At 43.0% G+C, this 18,335-nt stretch carries 15 protein-coding genes and 1 tRNA gene; all 16 read left to right on the top strand.

Translation table 11 applies throughout. The features are described 5' to 3' along the window. Positions 1-22 precede the first annotated feature (22 nt). The 16 genes from NRF22_RS04785 (at position 23) to NRF22_RS04860 (ending at position 18,226) form a co-directional block, all read left to right on the top strand. Positions 23-1,027, top strand: coding sequence for an NAD(P)-dependent oxidoreductase (locus NRF22_RS04785; protein ID WP_263779447.1), 1,005 nt, complete (start codon positions 23-25; stop codon positions 1,025-1,027). 106 nt (positions 1,028-1,133) lie between these two features. Continuing rightward, positions 1,134-2,174 (top strand): ABC transporter ATP-binding protein, encoded by a 1,041-nt coding sequence (locus NRF22_RS04790; RefSeq protein ID WP_412178717.1) that lies wholly within the window; start codon positions 1,134-1,136, stop codon positions 2,172-2,174. Further along, positions 2,171-3,172: an ATP-binding cassette domain-containing protein gene (locus NRF22_RS04795; protein WP_007744517.1), complete on the top strand. Its 1,002-nt coding sequence runs from the start codon at positions 2,171-2,173 to the stop codon at positions 3,170-3,172. The genes NRF22_RS04790 and NRF22_RS04795 overlap by 4 nt, the downstream gene beginning before the upstream one ends. 2 nt (positions 3,173-3,174) lie before the next feature. Then, positions 3,175-4,134 (top strand): ABC transporter permease, encoded by a 960-nt coding sequence (locus tag NRF22_RS04800; RefSeq protein ID WP_007744516.1) that lies wholly within the window; start codon positions 3,175-3,177, stop codon positions 4,132-4,134. A 12-nt stretch (positions 4,135-4,146) separates the two neighbouring features. Further along, positions 4,147-5,052, top strand: coding sequence for an ABC transporter permease (locus NRF22_RS04805; RefSeq protein WP_007744515.1), 906 nt, complete (start codon positions 4,147-4,149; stop codon positions 5,050-5,052). 144 nt (positions 5,053-5,196) lie between these two features. Beyond that, complete coding sequence (locus tag NRF22_RS04810) at positions 5,197-7,017, top strand: oligopeptide ABC transporter substrate-binding protein (protein ID WP_263779448.1); 1,821 nt, start codon at positions 5,197-5,199, stop codon at positions 7,015-7,017. A 103-nt stretch (positions 7,018-7,120) separates the two neighbouring features. Next, positions 7,121-7,966: a peptidylprolyl isomerase gene (locus tag NRF22_RS04815; RefSeq protein WP_007744512.1), complete on the top strand. Its 846-nt coding sequence runs from the start codon at positions 7,121-7,123 to the stop codon at positions 7,964-7,966. Between the two features lie 68 nt (positions 7,967-8,034). Next, the gene (locus NRF22_RS04820; protein WP_263779449.1) at positions 8,035-9,879 is read left to right on the top strand and encodes an APC family permease; all 1,845 of its coding nucleotides are present in this window, start codon (positions 8,035-8,037) and stop codon (positions 9,877-9,879) included. 35 nt (positions 9,880-9,914) lie between these two features. Beyond that, a tRNA-Pro gene (locus NRF22_RS04825) sits at positions 9,915-9,988 on the top strand. A gap of 205 nt (positions 9,989-10,193) precedes the next feature. Continuing rightward, entirely contained in the window at positions 10,194-11,180 is a 987-nt protein-coding gene (locus NRF22_RS04830; protein WP_007744508.1) for a mannose/fructose/sorbose PTS transporter subunit IIA, read from the top strand. Continuing rightward, positions 11,181-11,984 carry a PTS mannose/fructose/sorbose transporter subunit IIC gene (locus NRF22_RS04835; RefSeq protein ID WP_007744506.1) on the top strand — a complete coding sequence of 268 codons (804 nt, stop codon included), beginning with the start codon at positions 11,181-11,183 and terminating at the stop codon, positions 11,982-11,984. 19 nt (positions 11,985-12,003) lie between these two features. Then, on the top strand, positions 12,004-12,921 hold the full coding sequence (locus tag NRF22_RS04840; RefSeq protein WP_007744503.1) for a PTS system mannose/fructose/sorbose family transporter subunit IID: 918 nt from the start codon (positions 12,004-12,006) through the stop codon (positions 12,919-12,921). A gap of 105 nt (positions 12,922-13,026) precedes the next feature. Beyond that, positions 13,027-13,407, top strand: coding sequence for a DUF956 family protein (locus tag NRF22_RS04845; protein ID WP_007744501.1), 381 nt, complete (start codon positions 13,027-13,029; stop codon positions 13,405-13,407). Between the two features lie 70 nt (positions 13,408-13,477). After that, a complete protein-coding gene (gene manA, locus NRF22_RS04850; protein ID WP_263779721.1) occupies positions 13,478-14,446 on the top strand; it encodes a mannose-6-phosphate isomerase, class I in 969 nt (322 codons plus the stop codon). A 202-nt stretch (positions 14,447-14,648) separates the two neighbouring features. After that, the gene (locus tag NRF22_RS04855; protein ID WP_263779452.1) at positions 14,649-16,412 is read left to right on the top strand and encodes an ABC transporter ATP-binding protein; all 1,764 of its coding nucleotides are present in this window, start codon (positions 14,649-14,651) and stop codon (positions 16,410-16,412) included. Further along, complete coding sequence (locus tag NRF22_RS04860) at positions 16,412-18,226, top strand: ABC transporter ATP-binding protein (protein ID WP_263779453.1); 1,815 nt, start codon at positions 16,412-16,414, stop codon at positions 18,224-18,226. Before NRF22_RS04855 ends, NRF22_RS04860 begins: the two co-directional genes overlap by 1 nt. Positions 18,227-18,335: the final 109 nt, after the last annotated feature.

The raw sequence follows: 18,335 nt of genomic DNA on the forward strand, positions 1-18,335 counted from the left end.
TTTTTAGATTAAGAGGAAAAAAATGACTTTTAAAATAGCTGCTTATGGTGTTCGCGAAAACGAAATCCAAAGTTTTAACGACTTGAATAAATATCACTACGATTTAAAATTGATTGCTGCAAATCTCACTCACGATAATGTCCAGACAGCTGAAGGCTGTGATGCTGTTTTGCTGCGTGGCAACAGTGTCGGTGATGCACAGAATTTAGACCAATTGAAGGCTTACGGTGTTAAATATGTTTTCACACGTACGGTCGGTTACAACCATGTTGACCTAAAGGCTGCTGAAAAAAATGGTCAGATTGTCGCCTATGTGCCTGGTTACTCACCGTTTTCGGTTTCTGAACTAGCTTTTAGTCTAGGATTGACGCTGCAACGGCATATTGCTTTAGCGACCTCTCGTACAGCTGCTGGGGATTTTAAAATTAAGCCAGATGAATTTGCAACAGAAATTCATGATTTAACAGTCGGCATTATTGGCACAGGTCGAATTGGTCTAGATGAGGCACTGTTGTGGAAAGGTGTCAATGCACGTGTTCTTGGCTATGATTTATATCCATCTGAAGCAGGTAAAGAACTTTTGGAATATGTTGATGAAGATCAGATTTTGGCCCAATCCGACATCATCTCATTACACGTACCGTATTTCCCGAATAGCAATCACCATTATTTCAATCGGGATTATGTGGCTAAGATGAAAACCGGTGCCATATTAGTTAACACTGCTAGAGCTGAAATTACGGATGTATCTGCTATTTTGGATGCTGTGGCCTCCGGCAAGATTCAAGGCTTTGCGACTGATGTGATTGAAAACGAAGGTAGTATTTTTGGGAAGAACTTCAATGGCCAGCCTACTGGTGATTCCGAAGCGGATCGTGCCTTAAAGCTCTATCCCAAGGTTTTGATCACACCGCACATGGGTTCCTATACGCAAGAAGCGCTGCACGACATGATTTCGATTTCATATGAAAATTTCAACGATGTGCTGACAACAGGTACCAGCAAAAATGTTTTAAAAGCCAAATAATTTAAAAGACCTTTCTGAGAATTGGTCTTTTTCTTTGTGATTAATAATTGCTTTTTGTGTATAGTCATTACATACTATTAATTAAACTAAAAGAGAAAGGATTGAAATGATAATTGGCAAAAATTTGCTGGAAGCCAAAGGTGTCGGTGTTGATTTTAGAATCAATGGTGAATGGCTGACAGCACTTTATAACGTTGATCTCTCGGTAAAGCCTGGGGAAGTATTAGCGCTTGTTGGCGAATCGGGGTCTGGCAAGTCGACTTTTGCGATGTCCGTTATGGCTTTGCATAATCCCAACCAGTCGCGTGTGACTGGCTCGATTATGCTCGATGGTCATCAAATCGTTGACGCAACGGAAGCAGAAATGAGGGAGCTTCGCGGCGTTAAGGTCGGCATGATTTTCCAGGATCCCTTGTCTGCCTTAAACCCCTTAATGAAGATTGGCGACCAGATTCAGGAATCCATGTCAGCGCACTCAATTGTTCCTAAGGAACAATGGCAGGAACACACTATCAAGCTCCTTGATGAAGTAGGTATTTCCAAACCTGAATTAGTTGCTGATCAGTTTCCTCATGAACTATCTGGTGGTATGCGCCAGCGCGTTATGATCGCGATTGCGATTGCCAATGAACCCGATCTGCTGATTGCTGATGAACCAACTACGGCTTTGGATGTTACGATTCAGGCACAAATTTTGGATTTAATTAAGGAAATTCAAGCGGAAAAAAATATTGGTGTGTTGTTGATTACTCATGATTTGGGGGTTGTGGCCGAAATGGCGGACTCTGTGGCTGTTATGTATGCTGGCCAGATTGTTGAACGTGGGACTGCCGAACAAGTTTTTGAGAATCCTTTGCATCCTTATACGCGTTCGCTGCTGCGTGCTAATCCATCATTGGATACGCTGAATGATCAACTTTACGTCATTCCAGGCGTTGTACCTGCGTTGTCGGAAATGGATCATTCGCGTGATTTATTTTTGGAGCGTGTTCCTTGGATGCAGGAAGCCGCTAAAGAAAAAGTTTCTGATGTTCCGGCCGAACCGGAAGAAGGCCATTTTGTCCGTGGCAACGCATGGAAAGACTTCAAATTTCAAGATGGCTACCTTGAACCCGGCCGCGGACAAAAGGAGGCCCAAAGTAAATGACGGAATTATTGCGAATTGAAGACCTCAAAGTCCACTATCCGATTCGGACAGGTTTTTGGAATCGAATTACAGACTATGTTTATGCGGTTGACGGTGTTAATTTTTCAATCAATGAGGGTGAAACATATGGCTTGGTTGGCGAATCTGGTTCTGGTAAGACGACTATTGGATCGGTGATCGTTGGTTTAGAGAAAGCAACTGCTGGAAAAGTTATCTATAAGGGCCAGGATGTCACCAAAGCTTCGTCTCGGCGCAAGATACACTATAACCGAGATGTTCAAATGATTTTCCAGGATTCGATGTCTTCTTTGAACCCTAGAAAGACGGTTTATCAGATCATTGCTGAACCATTGCACAACTTTGAGCATTTGGATAACAATGCTATGGATAAACGTATCAAACAATTGCTTGATATTGTGGGCCTGCCGCAACGGACTTTATATCAGTATCCTTTCCAGTTTTCCGGCGGCCAGCGCCAAAGAATCGGTATTGCCCGAGCGGTTGCGACCAATCCCAAGCTCATTGTTGCTGATGAGCCAGTCTCGGCCTTGGATCTATCAGTCCAGGCTCAGGTATTGAATTTTATGAAGGACATTCAAAAAGAATTCAATATTTCCTATTTATTTATTAGCCATGATTTGGGCGTCGTTCGGCATATGACGAAAAATATTGCGATTATGCATTTGGGTCGTTTTGTTGAAATCGGTACTCGTGATGATGTTTTTGATGATCCACAGCACATTTATACAAAACGTCTATTGGCTGCGATTCCGGAAATGGATGTCACCAATCGTGAACAAAATAAAGCGCATCGTTTGGCAATTGAGAAGCAGTATCAGGACCACCATGCAGATTATTATGATGCCAGCGGCAGGCCGTATCCGATGCGCAAATTGACAGATACGCATTCTGTTGCGATGACGCGTGAAGAGGCCGAAGCGGCAGGTGTGGCTTCGGGCAAAGCTGAGGCTGATGCTTTGGCAAAGGGAGGAGAGTAACAATGTGGAAATTAATACTTCGTCGTTTTTTAATTATGATTCCACAATTAATTTTGATGACGATCCTGCTATTTGCACTTGCAAAGATGATGCCAGGAGACCCATTTACGGGACGTTTCTCAGCGCACACTGATATTCATACGCTATTAAGGCTTCGTCGGGAAGCAGGTTTGGACGATCCATGGCCAACACAATATTTTCGTTGGATTAATAATATTTTTCATGGTAATCTAGGAAATTCCTTTGTTTTGCAGAAGCCTGTCGCGACCTTACTGGGCCAAAGAATCCAGAATACCGTTTGGCTTGGCTTGTTGAGCTTAGGCCTAGTTTATACAATTGGTATTCCGACGGCCGTTGCTTCTGCGACCCATGAAGGATCTTTCAGAGACCGTTTCTGGACTACTTATAACTCAATTACAGGTGGTATCCCGGCATTCGTCATCTACATCTTTATGCTCTTCTTGTTTGGATTCACACTGAACTGGTTTCCTACGACAGGTTCTGTCAGCATCGATGCTAACGGTTTTTGGCCCGTATTGGGCAGCCGCTTTTATCATTTGATCCTGCCGGCGCTGTCAGTTGCTCTTTTCAGTACCGTCTCACTGTTCAATACCTTAAGGACCTCATTGCTTGATGCCCGCTCAGCTGATTATGTTCGGACAGCCAGAGCTAAGGGTGTTTCTAATAAACGTGTTTTCTGGCGTCATATTTTTAGAAATTCAATGCTCCCGGTTGCTTCTACCTTCGGTTTTGATCTTGTTGGGATTTTCTCCGGTGCGGTTATTCTGGAAACTGTTTTCGGTTATCCAGGCATGGGCAGGCTATTCGTTCAATCTATCACGACGCGTGATTATACAACAATGAATGCCATCATGCTGTTTTCTGGAACCTTGACACTTATTGGATCCATGCTGAACGATATTATTATGTCTTGGGTTGATCCAAGAATCAGGATTAAATAAGGAGGAGCTGATATGGCAAAAGCAAAAAAAATAGAACAATCAGAATCGCAAGCGCACGCTCACTCTTTTTTGAAAGCAGCTGTACGTGAATTTAAACGAGATAAGATCGCAATGATTAGCTTCTTTTTTCTCGTAATTGTTGTTTTTGGTGTCTTTATCGGATCAATGTTTATCCCAAGAGATGCTTTTTCAAATGTTGATATCATGGACACGAATCTTGCCCCATTCACAAATGGTCATATTTTGGGTACTGACGATGGGGGACGTGATGAATTTCTGCTGGTTGTCATCGCTGCTAGAAATTCGTTGTCAATTTCGATCCCTGTCACGATTGTGATCATGGCTGTCGGCATTTTTCTAGGATTAATGTCTGCCTACTATGGTGGTTTCTTTGATTGGATTTGGATGAGAATTACCGACTATCTGTCGATTGTCCCAACTCTGATGATCCTGCTGACTTTGTTAACGATCATCAATAACTACAGTATTTGGACCTTGGTTTGGGTCATCTCTCTATTTTCTTGGATTGGTTCCATGCGCTTTTTCAGAGCCTTGACTTTTGCCGAACGAGAGAACGATTATGTTAAAGCATCCAAGCTCAGCGGGTCGAGTTCGTTAGCTATTATGTGGAAACAGATTTTTCCTAATTTGAGTTCTCAGTTTTATGCACAAACCGCTTTGGCTTTCGCTGGCAATATTGGCTTGGAAACAGGTATTTCATACTTAGGCTATGGCTTGCCATACACAACGCCGTCTTTAGGAACCTTGGTTAATAAAGCGACTGATCCAGAGGTTATGACACAAAGCCCATGGATGTGGCTGCCAGCTTCCTTTTTGATTCTTGCGTTGTCTGTTTCACTGATCTTTATCGGTCAAGCATTGCGCCGTGTGGCTGATCAACGCCAATCTTTGGCTTGATCGCTAATTTGTCAGACAAGCTAACATTCAAATAGTTTCTGGTCCATTTTATCGGTAAAAAAGATAACAAACTAGTTGACAACTATTTAATATTCGTATAATATTATTTTCAATTCTTTGGAAGGATAAGGAGAGAATGTACTTATGAAAAAAATTTCTAAATGGTTTGCCGGTACCACTGCATTCGCTACGTTAGCTGGATCAGCAGTTGCTACTGTTGCTCCACTAACCGCTAGTGCTGCTACCAAAATTAAAAATCCGTTCCCTGTGACCTATAAGAGCTCGAAAAAAGCAATTAAGGGCGGCACTGTTAAAGTAGCTGAGGTATCTGATACGCCCTTCGTTGGGCAGTGGGTTCAGGCACTTTCACAAGAGGCTACTGATGCCGATGTTGAGGCACCAGCTCTTGAATCATTGTTCTGGACTGATTCACAGTTCAAATTCAAAAAGGGCGGCCCTGCTAACATCACCTTCAACAACAGTAATAAGACTGCAACGATTACTTTGCGTAAAAATCTTCGATGGTCTGACGGTTCTCAAGTAACTGCCAAAGATGTCGAATATGAATATGAATTGATTGCAAATCCAGCCTATGGTTCATCTCGATGGACAGACTCTTTAGCTGATATTGTTGGTTTGGCTGATTATCATGCTGGTAAGGCAAAGACAATTTCTGGTATTACTTATCCAGATGGTGAAAATGGGAAAGTTTTGCGCATTCAGTTTAAGACGATGCGTCCTGGTTTTACTCAATCGGGAAATGGCTTTTTCTTGGAATCAGCTGAACCATATCAGTATTTGAAGTCAGTTGATCCTAAGAAACTAGTTTCTGATGCCAAGACGACTACACGCCCATTGACTACTGGACCTTTCCGTGTTAAGAAAATTGTTCCAGGTGAATCAATTGCTTACGAACGTAACCCATACTATTGGGGCGCTAAACCAAAGCTGAACGGTGTGAATGTTACTATCATTTCTACTGCTCAAGCTGTTGCATCTATGCGTTCACATCAATACGATATTTACCAAGGATTGGGCAATGATCAGTATAAGCAGGCTCGCCGTATTAAGGGCTATACCATTACTGGAAATCAAGCGCTATACTTCTCAGCTTTGTACTTCAACTTGGGACATTATGATGCCAAGACAAGTATGAACGTCACCGACCGTAAGACGCCATTGCAAAAGACCGATCTGCGTAAGGCTATCGGTTATGCACGTAACACAGCTCAAGTTTTGCAGAAATATAACAATGGCTTGTCTGTTCCTGCTAACACGACTGTACCTCCTATTTTTGGTAAGTTCTGGGATTCTTCAGTTCCTGGATATGCCGCTGCTCAGAATTTGAAACGTGCTAACAGTCTTTTGACTAAAGCTGGCTTCAAATGGAACAGCAAGAAGACTTTCCGTATTGACCCATCTACTGGAAAGCGTTTGACTCTGACATACTTGGCACGTTCCGGTGCTGCCAATTCAGAAATCATTGCGCAGAACTACATCCAACAGTGGAAGAAGGTTGGTATTACCGTTAAGCTTTATAAGGGCAAACTGACTGATTTCAACACTTGGGTTTCGATGATGACTGATCCGACCGCTGATCAAAGCTGGGACTTCACCGATGGTGCATGGTCCACATCTTCTGAACCATCACAGACTGATCTCTTCTCCGCTACTGCACCATTCAACTTTGGCCATTTTGCTTCTAAGCGCTTGACTTCTTTGCTGAATGCTACTAACAACCAAAAGTCTTTGAAGGCTTCTTATCGTGTCAAGCAGTTCCAAAAGTATCAAAAGTATGTTTATGATACAGCTTTCGTTATTCCAACTTCTTATTCTATTAACTGGATTCCGAATAATAACCGTATTAAGACTTACTCTTCGGCATATGGTAACAACCCTGGTGGTACTAAGGGTAATTCTTGGGCGACTATGCAAGTTGTTTCTAAGACTCTTGCGAAAAAGTAATCTCTCGAGTATCTATAAAAAAATTCAAAGACTCGCGAAACGCGAGTTTTTTTTATGCCCGTTTAATGAAATTTTTGGGCAATACCGTTATGATGGATAGGTTATGAATAAAAAAAATAAGATTTTAATTATTTTAGGATCGGTCCTAGTGGCGGTTTTCTTTATATGGGAAAGCGTTGCGATTTATCAGCAGAATCGTGCTAGTGAGGCTGCCTCATCTTCCAGTAGTACGGCAGCCAGTGATACCAGTTCTAGCAGCAGTAGTGCACTAAATGCGAAATATTCCAAAAGTGAGTTGAACAACATGGCTTTACCTCAATTAACAACAACAATCGGCAGCGGAGAAACAAAAGTTACTTTTGAAACCACAGCCGGAACGGTTGTAGCTAAAATTTTCAATAAATACGCGCCTTTGGCAGCGGAGAACTTTCTGACTCATGCTCAAGAGGGCTATTACAATGGATTGGAATTCTTCCGTGTCTATAAAGATTTTATGATTCAAAGTGGTGATCCGAAAAATGTTGGTACTGGCGGCCAATCGATCTGGGCCTCTGGTGCACACAAGAACGCTAAAATTGATGCTGGTACAGGGTTTAAAAACGAGATCAGCCCTAATTTATATTTCATTCGTGGTGCGATTGGTATGGCGAATGCCGGGACTGCTAATACGAATGGCTCACAGTTCTTTATTGAAGAGAGCAGCAGCAATGTACAGGCACAGATCACGGATAAAAATGCTTATCCGACTAAGATATATGATGCTTATAAAAATGGCGGCACACCGAGCTTGGATGGCAGTTATACAGTTTTTGGTCAGGTAATTTCCGGCATGAACATTGTTGATCAGATTGCTAAAGCGGATGTGACAACCAATGCCACAACTTCCGAAAAGACTTTCCCTAAGAACCCGATTAAAATCACTAAGGTCACAGTCGAAGAAAGTAAATAATCACCTAGGTGTGGTTATTTTTATATTTGTCTGACAAAAAAGAGTGAAGCTACTATAATGATCTAGTCATGTTGAAGTATTTGAAGAGAGTACTGATCGGGAAGCCATTAAAGACTAACGATACAGGCTCTCAAAGTCTGAATGTATTTAAGGCATTGGCGCTCTTGTCGTCTGATGCACTATCATCCATTGCATATGGAACTGAAATGATTACCACGGCCTTGCTTGCCGGTGGCGCGGCGGCTTTGTGGCTGCAGTTGCCAATCGCGGGCTTGGTTCTTTTACTATTGGGTGCGATTGCACTTTCTTATGTGATGATCATCCACGCTTATCCGTCAGGTGGCGGTGCTTATGCCGTGGCTTCTCAAAATTGGGGCTCTTGGACCGGCTTAGTTGCCGGTGGATCCTTATTAGTCGATTATATGCTGACTGTGGCTGTATCGGCCGCTTCAGCCACTGATGCCATCTCTTCAGCGATTCCAGAAGTGCGGCACCTTTCACTAATTTCTATTATCATTGTCATCCTTCTAATGCTGATGAATCTGCGTGGATTGAGCGAATCTGCTAATTTTTTGATGATACCGGTATATTTCTTTATTGTGGCCATGTTCGCAATGTTAGCTATCGGTTTTGTACGGATTGGCCTGGGCCAAATTGTTTATCAAGCACCTACAATGGCTGAAAAAATAGCACCAACCATGAGCGTGGGCTTCATTTTGTTTATGCGGGCATTCTCCTCTGGTTCTTCGTCATTAACAGGTGTGGAAGCTATATCGAATTCAGTTCCGAATTTTCATAGTCCAAAGGAACGTAACGCGTCAAAGACATTGGTTATTCTTGTCATCGTGTTAGGGCTATTCTTTGTTTCTGTGACATTCTTCAGTTATTTTTTGGGAATTGTGCCTAATGGCCAAACAACTGTCATGGCGCAAATCGCCGGTAGTATCTTTGGAGCGGGCGGAATTGGCTTTTATCTTTTCCAACTATCAACTGCGCTTATCCTGACTGTGGCCGCGAATACGGGTTTTTCGGCCTTTCCGATGCTGGCCTATAATATGGCCAACGATAAATTTATGCCTCATTTGTTTAAAGACCGTGGTGATCGTCTCGGGTATTCTAATGGTATTGTGAGTTTGTCAATTGGTGCGATTGTCCTGCTGCTGGTATTTAAGGGCAAAGTAGAGGCTCTGATTCCTTTGTACGCAGTTGGTGTCTTCGTACCTTTCACTTTGAGCCAATCCGGCATGATTATTCACTGGTGGCGCGCACGCGGCCGACTGTGGATTTTTAAAGCGTTTGTTAACTTCATAGGTGCTTTGATCTCTTTGGTGCTGGTTATTTCGATGTTCGCACTGCATTTTGGTGGTGTTTGGCCTTACTTAATCATTATGCCAATACTTCTGCACTTCTTTAATGATGTACATTCACATTATGTTAGCATTGCTAAACAGTTGAAATTAACACCTTCTACAGCCCGCTTGCATCGACATAATTATGACGGTGCGATGGTGATTGTGTTTATGGGTAATGTTACGCGGGTCACAATTTCTGCTATGGATTATGCCAAGTCCATTGGGGACGAGGTTATCGGCATGCATGTCTCTTTTGATACAAATATCAAAAAAGAGAAAGAGACTGCCGAGGAATTTGAAAAGTATTTCCCGGGTATTCGTTATGTGGACATCCATTCCAGTTATCGCTCGGTCATTCAGCCTGCACGTGAATTCATTGACTCCATGAGCAAGCAGGCAGCCAAACGCAATTGGTCTTTGACGATTATGGTGCCGCAGTTTGTTCCCAAGCATTGGTGGCAGAATGCTATGCACAACCAGACTGCATTTAGGCTGAGAAGTGCTTTTATCTCTCGTGACGATATCACAATTTCTTCTTATTACTATCACCTCAGAGACTGATACAATAGTTATTGCGGGTTTAAAAACCGCATGTACGGGATGTAGCTCAGCTTGGTAGAGCACCACGTTCGGGACGTGGGGGTCATGGGTTCGAATCCCGTCATCCCGATCAGATCAATGTTTTTAATTCAGGATATTCGATGCTAAAGCAGGACTTTGTGCCTGTTTTTTCGTATCTCTTTTAGAAAATATGAAAAATTTACAAAATGTAAGCGCTTAAATATGTAAGCGCTTGCGATTATCTCAGAAAGAGATTAGAATAGATCAAGTACGATGAAGAAACTTCCAGAATGGAAGTTAAGGAGGATAGCACGATGGTTGGAATAGTCATCGCAAGTCATGGCGAATTTGCCAAGGGTATTCTTCAGTCGGGGTCTATGATTTTCGGAGAGCAAAAAGAAGTAACTGCTGTTACTTTTATGCCCAATGAAGGGCCGGAAGACTTAAGAAAACATTTGGAAGCTGCCATTGCCGGCTTTGGGAGTGACGATGAAGTTCTGTTCCTGATTGATCTTTGGGGAGGCTCTCCATTCAATCAATCGAATGCTATTTACGAAGAACACAAGGATAAGATGGCGATTGTCACCGGTTTGAATTTGCCGATGCTGATTGAAGCTTACTCTTCGCGTTTGAGTTTAAATAGCGCTCACGAGATTGCAGCTCACATCCTTGGTGAAGGCCGGGCTGGTGTTCGTATCAAGCCTGAGAGCTTGGCTGGGAATGATACTGGAAACGCATCTCAGCCCAAACCGGCACCAGCAATGGTTGCTCAAGGCAATGGGCAATTGAAGATCAGTCTTGCTCGGCTGGATTCTCGCCTGCTGCACGGACAAGTGGCAACTGCTTGGTCTAAGTCGGTTCATCCGACACGGATTGTCGTTGTCTCTGATGCGGTAGCCAAGGACCAATTAAGGAAGTCGCTCATTACAGAAGCGGCTCCCCCAGAAGTTAAAGCCAATGTTATACCGATTGAGAAATTGATAGAGATTTGGCATGATCCAAGGTTTGGTAATCAGCGTTTCCTGCTTCTTTTTGAAACACCACAAGATGTTGCCCGCGCGGTAGATGGCGGTGTCAAAATACCTGAGTTGAACATTGGTTCGTTAGCCCATTCAGAAGGCAAGACCATGATCAACAATGTGTTGGCCGTTGATGAAAATGATGTCAAGACTTTTGAACATCTGCGTGATGAGGGTGTCAAGTTTGATGTTCGGAAGGTGCCTGCAGATAACAGTCAGGATCTGATGCCAATGATTAAAAAAGCCGGATTCCAGCTGGATGACACGAAGGAGAAAGAGTAAATGTCAGTCATATCAATGATTTTAGTTGTCATAGTTGCCTTCTTTGCTGGTATGGAAGGTATCCTAGACGAGTTTGAGTTTCATCAGCCCTTGGTCGCTTGTACATTGATCGGGCTCGTTACCGGTGATTTGGTTCCATGTATCATGTTAGGCGGATCCTTGCAGTTGATTGCTTTGGGCTGGGCTAACATTGGTGCCGCAGTTGCCCCTGATGCCGCTCTGGCCTCAGTTGCTTCATCAATTATTCTGGTTTTGGGTGGACAAGGAACTAAGGGTGTTTCTTCTGCGATCGGCCTAGCGATTCCGCTGGCTGTTGCTGGCTTGTTCCTAACAATGGTCGCACGTACCTTAGCCGTACCGATTATCCATATCATGGACCGGGCCGCGGATCGTGGTGATATTGGGAGTATTGATCTCTGGCATATTATTGCGATCTGCATGCAGGGCCTGCGTATAGCAATTCCCGCTGCACTATTGCTCTTCATTCCGGCTAGCGCCGTTAGAGGTGTCTTAAGTGCGATGCCTGCATGGCTGAACGCCGGTATGACAATCGGTGGTGGCATGGTTGTGGCTGTTGGTTATGCAATGGTTATCAACATGATGTCCAGCCGCGAAGTTTGGCCATTCTTTATTCTCGGTTTTGTTATTGCAACCGTCACAAATCTGACTTTGATTGCGATTGGTGCTATTGGTATCTCGCTTGCCTTGATCTATCTTGATCTTTCTAAAAAAGGCAGTTCGTCAAATGGCGGTGGCAGCAGCAATGCTGGTGATCCGATTGACAATATCTTGAATGATTACTGAGGAAAAGGAGGAATAGAAAATGGCAGATGAAAAAAAGGTTCATTTAACTAAGAGAGACCGTTTAGCTGTTGCTTGGCGTTCCACCTTTATCCAAGGGTCATGGAATTATGAGCGTATGCAAAACGGCGGCTGGGTATTTTCCTTAATCCCAGCTATCAAGAAATTATATCCAAATAAAGATGATCGGATAGCCGCCCTGAAGCGGCACCTTGAATTCTTTAACACTCACCCTTATCTGGCTTCACCGGTTATCGGTGTGACTTTGGCCTTGGAAGAGGACCGTGCGAACGGTGCAGCTGTTGATGATGTTGCCATTCAAGGTGTTAAAGTCGGCATGATGGGTCCGCTGGCTGGTGTCGGTGATCCAGTCTTTTGGTACACGGTTCGTCCTATCTTAGGTGCTTTAGGTGCTTCATTAGCTTTAAGCGGTAATATTCTTGGACCAATCTTGTTCTTTGTTCTTTGGAACATTATTCGTTGGGGATTTATGTGGTATACCCAGGAATTTGGTTATCGGGCCGGGTCTCGAATTACAGAAGACCTTTCCGGCGGTTTGCTGCAGGATGTGACAAAGGGCGCTTCAATCATGGGTATGTTTGTTCTGGCAGCCTTGGTACAGCGCTGGGTTTCAATTCGATTTACGCCAGTCGTTTCTAATGTGCGTTTAGCTAAAGGTGCTTACATTGATTGGACCAAGATTCCTTTGACCCACAACGGATTGCAGGAAGCTTTCACTCAATATCAGAGCGGTTTGGCGCTGAGTGCAACACGTGTTACCACCTTGCAGAATAACTTGGATTCTTTGATTCCAGGACTGGCAGCTTTATTGCTGACTTTCTTCTGCATGTGGCTATTAAAGAAAAAGGTTTCGCCAATTATCATTATTATTGGTATCTTCGTCTTTGGTATTGTGGCTCACGTATTGAATATCTTGTAAGCCGAGTTTATAAGTTATTTAAGAACGATCTTAGTTCAGGCTTACTGAATGGGATCGTTCTTTTGCTGAAAAGCTAGTTTCGCTGTTATTAAAAAGGAGAACCAAATGGTACAGTCGCTTAATTCGAAAGTTGATTTAGTTATTCCGGCAACGTCTTTTTTAGGCTTATCTGAATACGGCAAGATCATGATTGGCAACAAGGGTTTTGAATTTTACAACGAGAAAGATTTGCGAAAGTATATTCAGATCCCCTGGAAAGATGTTAACTACGTCATTGCTTCAGTGATGTTTAAGGGCAAATGGATTCCGCGCTATACGGTGCAGACGAACCATAACGGTAGTTATACCTTTGCTTCGCGTCAGCCTCAAAAAGTGTTGAAAGCCATGCAGAAGTATGTGAAACCTGGTCACATGGTACGTTCGCTGACTTTTTTTCAAGTAATCAGACGTGGTATCAAAGCGCTTTTTAGCCATAAAAAAGCATAATTACTGAACAAATGTTTGACCTCCTTGACTAAATTGCATTTGCATTGACGGCTGTCCGGATGGAGGAAATATTGTGGATGTCTTATTTTTCAAACCGGTTTTTCATGAAAAAATTTGGGGTGGCCGTAAGTTGGCTGATATGTTCGGCTACGATCTGCCAGATGGCAGGATTGGCGAGTGTTGGGCCATTTCAGCTCATCCTCATGGTAGATCGCAAGTAGAGAACGGTTCTTATCGTGGACAGTTTTTAGATGATTTATGGGCGCACGAGCCCGAATTGTTTGGTAGCCATAATGCTGACAAACCCTTCCCTTTACTCACGAAAATTCTTGATGCCGAAGACAGCCTTTCGGTTCAAGTACACCCCGATGATGCCTATGCTGAAGAACATGAGCATGAATTAGGGAAAACGGAATGTTGGTATATTATCAGTGCTGATCCAGGCGCCTATCTGATTTATGGCCATCAGGCCAAGTCTCGAGATGAGATGAAAAAGATGATTGCAGCGGGCGATTGGGAACATTTTTTAAAAAGGCTGCCTGTGAAGGCTGGTGATTTTGTCTATGTTCCCAGTGGTACGGTCCATGCCTTGAATGCAGGAATTGTCGCGCTTGAAACTCAGCAGAGTTCGGACACGACTTATCGTCTTTATGACTATGACCGAGTGGATCAGCAGACTCATGAAAAACGATCCTTGCATATTCAAAAGTCTGAAGAGGTGATAACGGTACCTTTCAAGGCGCCAGAACTGCAGATCTCCTATCAACGGATCGGAGACAATGTCATAACAAATTATGTTGAACCACCCCTTTCACCTTACTTTGCAGTCTGGGGCTGGGAAATTTTCGACAGTCTAGTCTTGCATCATGAGATTGGTGCCTATACACTCTGCTCCGTTATTTCTGGTTCGGGCAGTCTTGTTATCAATCACGAATCACATTTGCTGCAAAAGGGGATGCATTTTTTGATTCTGGCAACTGTATCTGATTGGCAAATTGAAGGCCAATTACACATAATTGCTTCTGAAGCCGTCGATTAAGTTGAATTTTAAACTGCTGTTATTGTTGATCATTGCAATGACAGCAGTTTTTTAGGCTAGATCACAAATCCAATTGGCAGCGAGCAGATTTTAGCGAGCGGAAAAATTTGTATCATAGCTGTAAACATGGGCTTGACGCAATGAGATAGAATGGAAGCTATCGGGATTTTTAATTCGACTTTTTATTCGGAGCAAGTTTTTTATGAGTATATTTTTGAAGTTAAAATGGTTCTTTAAAGAACATTGGCGGATGTACGCGGTTGGGATATTTTTGCTGTTCTTGACTGACTTGTCGCATGTCATCCCGCCCTACATGATCGGCCTATTTACAAACAAAGTCGTTCAAAGAGATCTGACCTGGCAATATCTGCTGGTGTTTTTGCTGATTCTGGCTTTGCTTTTTCTATCGTCTTATGTTTTTCGTTATGGCTGGAACACGCACATCGTTAAGGGTGCTGCCTTGTTGGAACGGACGCTGCGCAAACGTCTTTACGATCACTACATGGAAATGGATGCACCCTTTTATCAAAAATACCGGACTGGCGATTTAATGAGCCACGCATCTAATGATTTGTCTTCGATCCAGCGAGTTGCTTCCGGCGGCATCTTAATGACTTTTGATTCATCGGCAAACATCATTCTGGTTTTGGCATCAATGATTTTAACCGTTGACTGGCGTTTAACGCTGATTGCGATTATTCCGCTGCCATTTTTGGCTTTTGGTGTCTCACTGATTATGCCGAGACTGCGTAAAGCGTTTACAGCTTATCAGGAAGGTTTTTCCAAGATGTCGGATCATACACAGGAATCCTTCTTGGGTATGAAAGTTATTAAGACGCTTGGCCAGTCTAAGGAAGATATCGATTATTTCAATCATCAGACTGACGAACAGATTAAAACGAATTCGCATGTTGCTCGCGTCGATTCTCTTTTTGACCCGCTGGCAACGATTGTGATGTCCTTTTCATATGTGCTAACGATTATCTTGGGTGGCGAATTTGTTCTGCGGGGGACAATTTCTATTGGCCAATTAGTTAGTTTTGCGGCCTACTTGAGTCAATTGGTCTGGCCGATGTTTGCTTTGGGACAATTATTCAATGTTCTAGAGCGAGGCAATGCTTCTTATGATCGTGTGATGGACTTGATGAATGAGAAAAGTGCTATCCACGATGATCCTAATGGCATTGCCCAGGTCAAGCCAGGCGAATTGAATATTCGTTTGAAGGGCTTCGCATATCCGGATGGTAACAAGACGGTTTTAAAAAATATCGATGTCAAGGTCGGCCGTGGCAAGACCCTGGGTTTAGTGGGCCCGGTGGGATCCGGAAAAACGACATTATTACGCCTGCTTTTGCGTGAATTCGATTCATATGATGGTGAGATTGACTTTTCTGGACACGATATCCGCGATTATAAGCTCTCGGCCTATTTGAGTTCCTTGGGTTATGTCAGCCAGGATAATTTCCTTTTTTCGACCAGTATTGCGGAAAATATTGCTTTTTCAAATCCAAAGCTACCGCAAAAAGAAATCGAGCAAGTTGCCAAATTAGCTGCGCTGCATGACGATATTTTGCAAATGCCGAATGGATATGAGACTGAAGTCGGCGAAAACGGCATCAGCCTTTCTGGCGGCCAGCAGCAGCGTGTTGCCATTGCCCGCGCATTGATTGTCGATCCAGCAATTCTTATTTTAGATGACGCTCTTTCAGCTGTTGATGCTCGTACAGAAAAAGAGATTTTGGGAGCTTTGAAAAATCAGCGTCAAGATCAGACGACAATTATTTCTGCTTCCAGAATTTCTTCGGTTATTAACGCAGACGAAATTCTTGTCTTTGCGCATGGACGGGTCATCGAACGCGGCAGCCACGCAGAACTTCTTGCACAAAACGGCTACTATGCAGATACCTTCCATCAGCAGGAGATGGCCTCTCATTATGAAGCTAAACTGACTGGAGGTGATAACTAATGGCAGATAATACTGTAGAAAAAAACAAAAAAAATAACAGCATTTGGTCGCAATCAATTCCAGTACATGAACAGCTAGCTGTTGTCTGGCGTTTGATTAAAATGGCCACACCAGCCTATTGGATGTTTGCCGGCGCGATCTTATTTGCTCTGATCTCAACTTTAATCAGCGGCTATCTGCCTTATATTCTGCAGAATTTCATGAATAAGCAGTTGACTAATCCTAATACACCGCTGAATGCCGTTATCTCATTTGCACTAGGTTTCGGCGCAATCCAAATTTTTTCTGCTATATTAACTTATTTTCAGAATTTCTGGTATGGACAAGCCTCTGAAACGGCTTTAAATAACGTTCGTAAGCGTCTATATGCCAAACTGCATCAACTGGGTATGCGTTATTTTGATCAGGTTCCTGGCGGTGCACTTGTTACACGAGTTATGAATGATACTGAATCGTTTTTTGATTTTTGGATGCTGCTGGTCAATTTAATTTATGCGGTTGCTTCAATCATTAGTGTGTATATCTTTATGTTCGCTTCAGATCCAGGTTTGTCCTATTGGCTGCTATTAATCGTTCCTGTGACTTTGCTGACGATCTGGGTTTATCAAAAGTATTCTTCAAGTGTTTACCGTAATATGCGTGCTAAATTGTCCGCTCTGAATGCTAAATTGGCTGAATCGATCAATGGCATCGAGACCATTCAGAACTTTCATCAAGAAACACGCATGAAGAGTGAATTCGAAAAGATCAATCAGGAATATTTTGATGCACGTTTTCACATGGTCAAAATGGACTCACGGCTCCTTGGCCCGATGAACCAGCTTTTACTTGGTATGACGACAGTGTTCATTCTCTGGTATTTAGGGAATCAGTCCTTTACGGCTGCTGTTGCTGGCGGGACGATTTATGCCTTTACGAACTGGATCGGCAACATTTTTAATCCCTTGAATAATGTGCAGCAAAGTTTGTCGACTTTTCAGGATGGCGTCGTTTCCGGTTATCGTGCAGGTAAGATTCTCGATGATACGACTTATGAACCTGCTCAGAACGAGAATGCTAATGGCAAAATTACTGATGGCAAGATTGAATTTCGCCACGTCGATTTCTCTTATGACGGCAAGACAACTATTCTGCATGATCTTTCTTTTACAGCCGAACCAGGGCAGACGATTGCTTTAGTCGGTCACACCGGTTCTGGGAAATCGTCCACAATTAATGCGCTGATGCGTTTCTATGAGTTCCAAAAGGGCAGTATCTTAATTGATGGACAGGATATTCGAGATCTGGATCCTGTCGATTTTCGGGAAAAAATGGGACTGGTCCTGCAAGACAGTTTCATGTTTTATGGGGACATCAATTCAAATATCCGGATGTATGATGATTCAATTACAGATCAGCAGATTGTAGACGCTGCACGTTTTGTTGATGCAGATAAATTCATTGATTCGCTGCCTCACGGCTATAAAACACCAGTTTTGGAAGGCGGGTCCTCTCTGTCGGCTGGACAGAAACAGTTGATCTCATTTGCGAGAACCATTGTCCGGGATCCAAAAATTCTGATTCTCGATGAAGCGACGGCTAACATTGATACGCAGACTGAGGCAGCTATTCAAAGAGCACTGAAGAATATGCGAACCAATCGAACAACAATTGCCATTGCCCATCGACTGTCGACGATCAAAGATGCTGATTTGATTCTCGTTTTGGACAAAGGCGTTGTGGTCGAACAAGGGACACATCGCCAGTTATTAGCTCAAAAAGGTTATTATTACGATCTTTATAAAATGCAGAGTATGGAAAACGCCGGCAAGTAAGGCGTTTTTTTTATTAAAATTAATAATTTTTTGTTTTTGCCGATCAATGTTCTGTATAATTTCATTAACCAGAAGACCTATTTGAAAGGAGTTTATATGGCCGAAGAAA

The sequence above is a fragment of the Oenococcus kitaharae genome, assembly GCF_025758695.1.
GTDB lineage: Bacteria > Bacillota > Bacilli > Lactobacillales > Lactobacillaceae > Oenococcus > Oenococcus kitaharae_A.

Bases quoted from the DNA above. Each gene is read 5' to 3' on its own strand.
- NRF22_RS04785 (WP_263779447.1), top strand. From the start codon at position 23: ATGACTTTTAAAATAGCTGCTTATGGTGTTCGCGAAAACGAAATCCAA.
- NRF22_RS04790 (WP_412178717.1), top strand. From the start codon at position 1,134: ATGATAATTGGCAAAAATTTGCTGGAAGCCAAAGGTGTCGGTGTTGAT.
- NRF22_RS04795 (WP_007744517.1), top strand. From the start codon at position 2,171: ATGACGGAATTATTGCGAATTGAAGACCTCAAAGTCCACTATCCGATT.
- NRF22_RS04800 (WP_007744516.1), top strand. From the start codon at position 3,175: ATGTGGAAATTAATACTTCGTCGTTTTTTAATTATGATTCCACAATTA.
- NRF22_RS04805 (WP_007744515.1), top strand. From the start codon at position 4,147: ATGGCAAAAGCAAAAAAAATAGAACAATCAGAATCGCAAGCGCACGCT.
- NRF22_RS04810 (WP_263779448.1), top strand. From the start codon at position 5,197: ATGAAAAAAATTTCTAAATGGTTTGCCGGTACCACTGCATTCGCTACG.
- NRF22_RS04815 (WP_007744512.1), top strand. From the start codon at position 7,121: ATGAATAAAAAAAATAAGATTTTAATTATTTTAGGATCGGTCCTAGTG.
- NRF22_RS04820 (WP_263779449.1), top strand. From the start codon at position 8,035: ATGTTGAAGTATTTGAAGAGAGTACTGATCGGGAAGCCATTAAAGACT.
- NRF22_RS04830 (WP_007744508.1), top strand. From the start codon at position 10,194: ATGGTTGGAATAGTCATCGCAAGTCATGGCGAATTTGCCAAGGGTATT.
- NRF22_RS04835 (WP_007744506.1), top strand. From the start codon at position 11,181: ATGTCAGTCATATCAATGATTTTAGTTGTCATAGTTGCCTTCTTTGCT.
- NRF22_RS04840 (WP_007744503.1), top strand. From the start codon at position 12,004: ATGGCAGATGAAAAAAAGGTTCATTTAACTAAGAGAGACCGTTTAGCT.
- NRF22_RS04845 (WP_007744501.1), top strand. From the start codon at position 13,027: ATGGTACAGTCGCTTAATTCGAAAGTTGATTTAGTTATTCCGGCAACG.
- NRF22_RS04855 (WP_263779452.1), top strand. From the start codon at position 14,649: ATGAGTATATTTTTGAAGTTAAAATGGTTCTTTAAAGAACATTGGCGG.
- NRF22_RS04860 (WP_263779453.1), top strand. From the start codon at position 16,412: ATGGCAGATAATACTGTAGAAAAAAACAAAAAAAATAACAGCATTTGG.